Origin of the sequence: Bacteroides sp. 2_2_4 (assembly GCF_000157055.1) — a bacterium.
In the GTDB taxonomy this organism is placed as follows: Bacteria; Bacteroidota; Bacteroidia; order Bacteroidales; family Bacteroidaceae; genus Bacteroides; species Bacteroides ovatus.
Map to the genome: position 1 here is coordinate 462389 of NZ_EQ973356.1, position 6256 is coordinate 468644.

Annotated in this window: 8 protein-coding genes and 1 pseudogene; all 9 read left to right on the forward strand. The window is 46.2% G+C overall.

Features of this window, described 5'->3' with window-relative positions:
* The coding region (locus BSCG_RS28550; RefSeq protein WP_004315125.1) for a DUF4134 family protein at positions 1 to 102 on the forward strand (102 nt) is incomplete at its 5' end.
* A gap of 11 nt (positions 103 to 113) precedes the next feature.
* Positions 114 to 446 (forward strand): DUF4133 domain-containing protein, encoded by a 333-nt coding sequence (locus BSCG_RS22355; protein WP_008775036.1) that lies wholly within the window; start codon positions 114 to 116, stop codon positions 444 to 446.
* The gene (locus BSCG_RS22350) at positions 443 to 2947 is read left to right on the forward strand and encodes a TraG family conjugative transposon ATPase (protein WP_008775037.1); all 2505 of its coding nucleotides are present in this window, start codon (positions 443 to 445) and stop codon (positions 2945 to 2947) included. Before BSCG_RS22355 ends, BSCG_RS22350 begins: the two co-directional genes overlap by 4 nt.
* 28 nt (positions 2948 to 2975) lie before the next feature.
* Positions 2976 to 3332 carry a DUF3876 domain-containing protein gene (locus BSCG_RS22345; RefSeq protein ID WP_008775038.1) on the forward strand — a complete coding sequence of 119 codons (357 nt, stop codon included), beginning with the start codon at positions 2976 to 2978 and terminating at the stop codon, positions 3330 to 3332.
* A gap of 4 nt (positions 3333 to 3336) precedes the next feature.
* A complete protein-coding gene (locus BSCG_RS22340) occupies positions 3337 to 3966 on the forward strand; it encodes a DUF4141 domain-containing protein (RefSeq protein ID WP_008775039.1) in 630 nt (209 codons plus the stop codon).
* 19 nt (positions 3967 to 3985) lie between these two features.
* On the forward strand, positions 3986 to 5011 hold the full coding sequence (gene traJ, locus BSCG_RS22335; RefSeq protein ID WP_008775040.1) for a conjugative transposon protein TraJ: 1026 nt from the start codon (positions 3986 to 3988) through the stop codon (positions 5009 to 5011).
* Positions 5012 to 5023: 12 nt separating this feature from the next.
* Positions 5024 to 5647, forward strand: a complete 624-nt coding sequence (traK, locus tag BSCG_RS22330; RefSeq protein ID WP_008775041.1) for a conjugative transposon protein TraK — start codon at positions 5024 to 5026, stop codon at positions 5645 to 5647.
* Positions 5648 to 5675: 28 nt separating this feature from the next.
* The gene (locus tag BSCG_RS22325) at positions 5676 to 5957 is read left to right on the forward strand and encodes a TraL conjugative transposon family protein (protein WP_008775042.1); all 282 of its coding nucleotides are present in this window, start codon (positions 5676 to 5678) and stop codon (positions 5955 to 5957) included.
* A pseudogene (locus BSCG_RS0127235) lies at positions 5932 to 6256 on the forward strand (conjugative transposon protein TraM); the annotation flags it as partial. The gene BSCG_RS22325 and the pseudogene BSCG_RS0127235, both read left to right, overlap by 26 nt.

Sequence of the window (6256 nt, forward strand, 5' to 3'; positions counted from 1 at the left end):
AGCAGTGGAGACCCCGACACCAGCAAAACGGCGGCTTCATGGTTCGGGGCTTGTATCTTCCTGATTGTGGCTGCCACCATCCTGCGTTCATTCTTCCTCTAAAAGAATGGACTATGGCAGACTATCCGATTAACAGGGGAATAGGCAAGCCAGTTGAGTTTAAGGGGTTGAAAAGCCAGTATCTTTTCATTTTTGCGGGCGGGCTGTTAGCCCTGTTCGTGCTTTTCATCATCATGTACATGGTAGGCATTAACCAATGGGTGTGCATCATCTTCGGCGTTACTTCGGCAACGCTGCTTGTATGGCTCACATTCCGGTTAAACGAAAAGTACGGGACACACGGGTTAATGAAATTGTCCGCACGCAAAAGCCACCCTTTCCATATCATCAACCGAAAAGCCATATCCCGATTATTCACTAAAAATCAGAAACAAGCATCGAAATGAGAAATATATTAAAAGCTACCACGCTGGAAAACAAGTTTCCATTGTTCACGGTGGAAAACGGGTGCATCGTTTCCAAAGATGCCGACATAACGGTGGCGTTCCGGGTGGAACTGCCCGAACTGTTCACCGTCACGGCAGCCGAATACGAAGCGATACATTCCGCTTGGAACAAGGCGGTAAAGGTGCTGCCCGATTACAGCATCGTACACAAACAGGACTGGTTCATCAAAGAAAACTATGCGTCCGACATCCAAAAGGATGATTTGAGTTTCCTTTCCCGTTCCTTTGAACGGCATTTCAATGAACGTCCGTTCTTGAACCATACCTGCTATTTGTTCCTGACGAAAACCACAAAGGAACGCAGCCGGATGCAGAGTAATTTCTCCACCCTTTGCCGGGGCTTCCTTGTCCCCAAAGAGATAAGGGACAGGGAAACGGTTACAAAGTTCCTCGAAGCGGTGGGGCAGTTTGAAAGCATTATGAACGATAGTGGTTTCATTACCCTTACCCGCCTGACTTCGGACGAGATAACCGGAACAAGTAAAACGGCGGGTATCGTGGAAAAATACTTTTCACTCTCACAGACCGACACCACCACATTGAAAGATATTTCACTGGGTGCTGACGAAATGAAGATTGGCGATGATATTCTTTGTCTGCATACCCTTTCGGATGCGGAAGATATGCCGGGCAAGGTGGGAACAGATACCCGCTATGAAAAGCTATCCACCGACCGGAGCGATTGCAGGTTATCTTTTGCTTCTCCGGTGGGCGTGCTGCTCTCCTGTAACCATATCTATAACCAGTATATCTTCATTGACGACCATACGGAGAACCTGAAACAGTTTGAAAAGATGGCTCGCAATATGCACTCGCTTTCCAAATACAGCCGTGCTAATCAGATTAACAAGTCTTGGATTGAGGAATATTTGAACGAAGCCCATTCACAGGGGCTTATCTCCGTCCGTTGCCATTGCAATATCATGGCGTGGAGTGACGACCGGGACGAATTGAAGCACATTAAAAATGATGTGGGGTCACAGCTCGCACTTATGGAGTGCAAGCCACGCCACAACACCATCGACACGCCGACCCTGTTTTGGGCGGGAATACCCGGCAATCAGGCGGACTTCCCGGCGGAAGAAAGTTTCTACACATTTATCGAACAGGCTCTTTGCCTGTTCACCGAAGAAACGAACTACAAAAGTTCGCTTTCACCCTTTGGTATCAAGATGGTGGATAGGGTCACGGGAAAGCCGTTGCACATCGACATATCAGACCTGCCCATGAAAAAAGGTATCATTACCAATCGCAACAAGTTCATACTTGGGCCGAGTGGTAGCGGCAAGTCATTCTTTACCAACCACATGGTGCGCCAGTATTACGAACAAAATGCGCACGTCCTGCTGGTCGATACCGGAAACAGTTATTTAGGTCTGTGTGAAATGATAAACCGGAAAACGCACGGGGAAGATGGGATATATTTCACCTATACCACTGAAAACCCGATAGCGTTCAATCCTTTCTATGTGGAAGATGGGGTATTTGATATTGAAAAGAAAGAGAGTATCAAAACGCTTATCCTGACCTTATGGAAAAGGGATGATGAAGCACCCACACGGGCGGAAGAAGTGGCTTTGTCGAACGCTGTAAGTTCCTATATCGAACTGATTACTAAGGACAGTTCGGTTACTCCCTGCTTTAATACATTCTACGAGTATGTGAAAACCGATTACCGGGAACACCTGCAAGAAAAGAACGTCCGGGAAAAGGATTTTGATATAGACAATTTCCTGAATGTATTAGAACCTTACTACAAAGGGGGCGAATACGACTATCTGCTGAACTCCGATAAGGAGCTTGATTTGTTACATAAACGCTTCATTGTCTTTGAGTTGGATAATATCAAAGACCACAAAATTTTATTTCCGATTACTACGATTATCATCATGGAAGTGTTCATCAATAAGATGCGTAAACTAAAGGGTATCAGGAAATTAATATTAATTGAGGAAGCGTGGAAAGCAATTGCATCGGCGAATATGGCGGATTACATAAAATATTTGTACAAAACCGTCAGAAAGTATTTCGGTGAAGCGATTGTAGTCACACAGGAAGTGGAAGATATTATTTCTTCTCCCATTGTAAAAGAGAGTATTATAAACAATTCGGATTGTAAGATACTGCTCGACCAAAGAAAGTACCTGAACAAGTTCGACAGCATACAGAACCTTTTGGGGCTGACCGACAAGGAACGTTCACAGGTGCTTTCCATCAACCTTGCCAATCATCCCAGCCGGAAATACAAGGAAGTTTGGATAGGCTTGGGCGGTACACAATCAGCCGTATATGCCACAGAAGTGAGTTTGGACGAATATTTTACATACACAACGGAAGAAACGGAAAAGATGGAACTTTTCGCCTTGTCCGAAAAGTTAGGCGGAAATCTCGAACTGGCTATCAAACGGCTTGCCGAAAGCAAGCGCAATCCCGAAAAATAATCAATTAACAATTTAATAATCAATCAGTATGAAACATTTAAAATTCTTGTTTCCGGTGCTGTTATGCACCTTGTTACTGGGGCTTTCCTCCTGTAAGGAAACGAACGCCGACCGTCTTAGGGCGATGCGTGGCGACTGGGAAAGCGTGAAAAACCGTCCGGCGTTTACCCTCTTTGAGGAAAACGGGCATTACAGGGTAACGACCCGCAAAATGACCTACCGGGGGACGATCCAAACGGAAACCTATCAGATTTCGGAAAAGGACGGAAACCTGTTCATCGAAACGGGGCTTTCCGTCCTGCTGACCTACGACAAGGAGAACGGCCGGATTCTGCTTTCACCCGGCGGAGAATATAAACGGAGTAAACAACCAATAAAGAAGTAAGCGTATGAGAACAAAGATTATAATGCTGCTCGTAGTATGCAGCCTGTTTACCGGAAAGGTAAACGCACAGTGGGTAGTGAGTGACCCCGGTAACTTGGCGCAAGGGATTATCAATGCGTCAAAGAATATCGTGCAGACATCATCCACCGCACAGAACATGATAAAGAATTTTCAGGAAACTGTAAAGATTTACCAACAGGGTAAGGAATACTACGACAGGCTTAAATCCGTGCATAACCTTGTCAAAGATGCCCGAAAAGTGCAAAAGTCCATCCTGCTTATCGGGGAGATTTCCGACATCTATGTGAACAGTTTTCAGAAGATGCTTTCGGATGAAAACTATACGCCGGACGAACTTTCAGCCATCGCCTACGGCTATACCCAACTGTTGCAGGAAAGTTCCGATGTGCTGGAAGAGATGAAAAGCGTGGTAAACATCAACGGGCTTTCCATGTCGGACAAGGAACGGATGGACGTTATCGACCGGACGTATAACGCCATCAGGAATTACCGGGACTTGGTGAGTTACTACACTCGCAAAAATATTTCCGTTTCCTACCTGCGGGCGAAAAAGAAAAAGGACACTGACCGGGTAATGGCTCTTTACGGCTCGGCGGATGAACGCTACTGGTAACTTCTAATAAATCAAAGATATGTTATTAGCAATCGAATTTGATAACCTGCATCAAATACTCCGTAGCTTATATACGGATATGATGCCGCTGTGCGTAAACATGGCGGGGGTAGCCAAAGGAATAGCGGGACTGGGGGCTTTGTTTTATGTGGCTGCCAAAGTATGGCAGTCGCTCGCCAGTGCCGAACCGATAGACGTTTACCCGCTTCTGCGTCCCTTTGTGGTTGGCTTCTGTATTATGTTCTTCCCCACATTCGTACTGGGTACGATTAACAGCGTGATGTCACCCGTAGTCAAAGGGTGTAACAATATGCTCGAAACGCAGACTTTCGATATGAACGCTTATCGGGCGCAAAAGGACAAGCTGGAATATGAAGCGATGGTACGCAACCCGGAAACGGCTTACCTTGTTTCGGATGAAGCATTTGATAAACAGATTGACGAATTGGGATGGTCTGCCAAAGATATTGCCACAATGGGCGGTATGTACATGGATAGGGCAGCCCACAATATCAAGCAATCCGTCCGGGACTGGTTCAGGGAACTTTTGGAACTGCTCTTTCAATCGGCAGCCCTTGTGATAGATACTATCCGAACCTTTTTCTTGATTGTCCTTGCCATACTGGGGCCGATAGCCTTTGCCATCAGCGTGTATGATGGCTTTCAGGCGACACTGACCCAATGGATAACAAGGTACATTTCCGTTTACCTGTGGCTGCCCGTTTCAGACCTGTTCAGTTCCATTCTTGCCCGAATACAGGTGCTTATGTTGCAAAAGGATATTCAGGAGCTATCAGACCCCAATTTCGTACCCGATAGCAGCAATTCAGTGTACATAATTTTTATGATAATCGGTATCATCGGTTACTTCACCATCCCCACCGTATCAAACTGGATTATTCAGGCGGGCGGAATGGGTAACATGAGCCGGAATATTAATAATTCAGCCAATAAAGTAGGCGGTGCTGCCGGGGCGGTAGCCGGAGCAGCAACCGGGAACGCTGGCGGCAGGGTCGGCGGTAAACTAATCAAAGGTAACCAATAAATAAAAATCAAGATGGAATTTAAAAGTTTAAAGAACATTGAAACCAGTTTCAAACAGATACGGCTTTTCGGTATCGTGTTTGTCGTCATGTGTACCCTGATAACGGGTTATGCCGTTTGGAACTCCTACACGTTTGCCGAAGCGCAACGGCAAAAGATTTATGTGCTGGACGGTGGCAAATCGTTGATGCTTGCGCTTTCGCAAGACCTGACACAAAACCGTCCGGTTGAAGCAAGGGAACACGTGAAGCGTTTTCACGAACTCTTTTTTACATTGTCCCCGGATAAGAACGCTATCGAAAGCAATATCAAACGGTCGCTGTTCCTTGCCGACAAGAGCGCATTTAACTATTACCGTGACCTCTCGGAAAAGGGATATTACAACCGTATCATTTCGGGCAATATCAGCCAGACCATACGGATAGACAGTGTTTCTTGCAATTTCGATGTGTACCCGTATGCGGTGGCTACCTATGCCCGCCAAATGATTATCCGTGAAAGCAGCGTGACGGAGAGAAGCCTTGTCACCCGTTGCCGGTTATTAAACGCTGTGCGCTCGGATAATAACCCACACGGCTTTATCATGGAAAGTTTCGAGATAACGGAAAACAAGGACTTGAACACCATAAAGCGGTAAGCCATGATACGGAAAAATTCTCTCTCCGGTGAATCAGGCGATTACCTATGTGCAGGACTGGGCGGATGAAAAACTCCGCCGCCTGTGCGGGCGCATGACACCGGAAATAAGGCTGGCGGTAATCCTCTTTATGCTCCTGTTCTTCGGCGGGCTATCCATCTACTTTACGGTATCATCCATTTACCGGATAGGAAAAGAGGATGGCGAAATCCTGCGGATAGAACACATCAGGCAGTTGCAGCTACAAGGTAAAGACAGTACGAACATTTTTAATCAGTCAGACAATGGAAGAAAAAGAAGTGAAGAATGAAATTCCCGCACCGGAAACGGACAGGAAGAAAGAGGAAAAAACGAAAAAAGAACTTACCCCGCAACAGATACAGCAACGGAAGAAGATGCTGGTTTACCCGCTTATGGGACTGGTTTTCTTGGGGTCTATGTACCTGATTTTTGCACCGTCCGAAAAGAACGAAGCAAAGGTGGAAAGCGTGGGCGGCTTTAACGCCGATATTCCGCAACCCAAAGGGGACGGGATAATCAGCGATAAAAAGACAGCTTACGAACAAGAACAGATGGAGAACAAACAGGCGGACAAGATGCGCTCCTTAC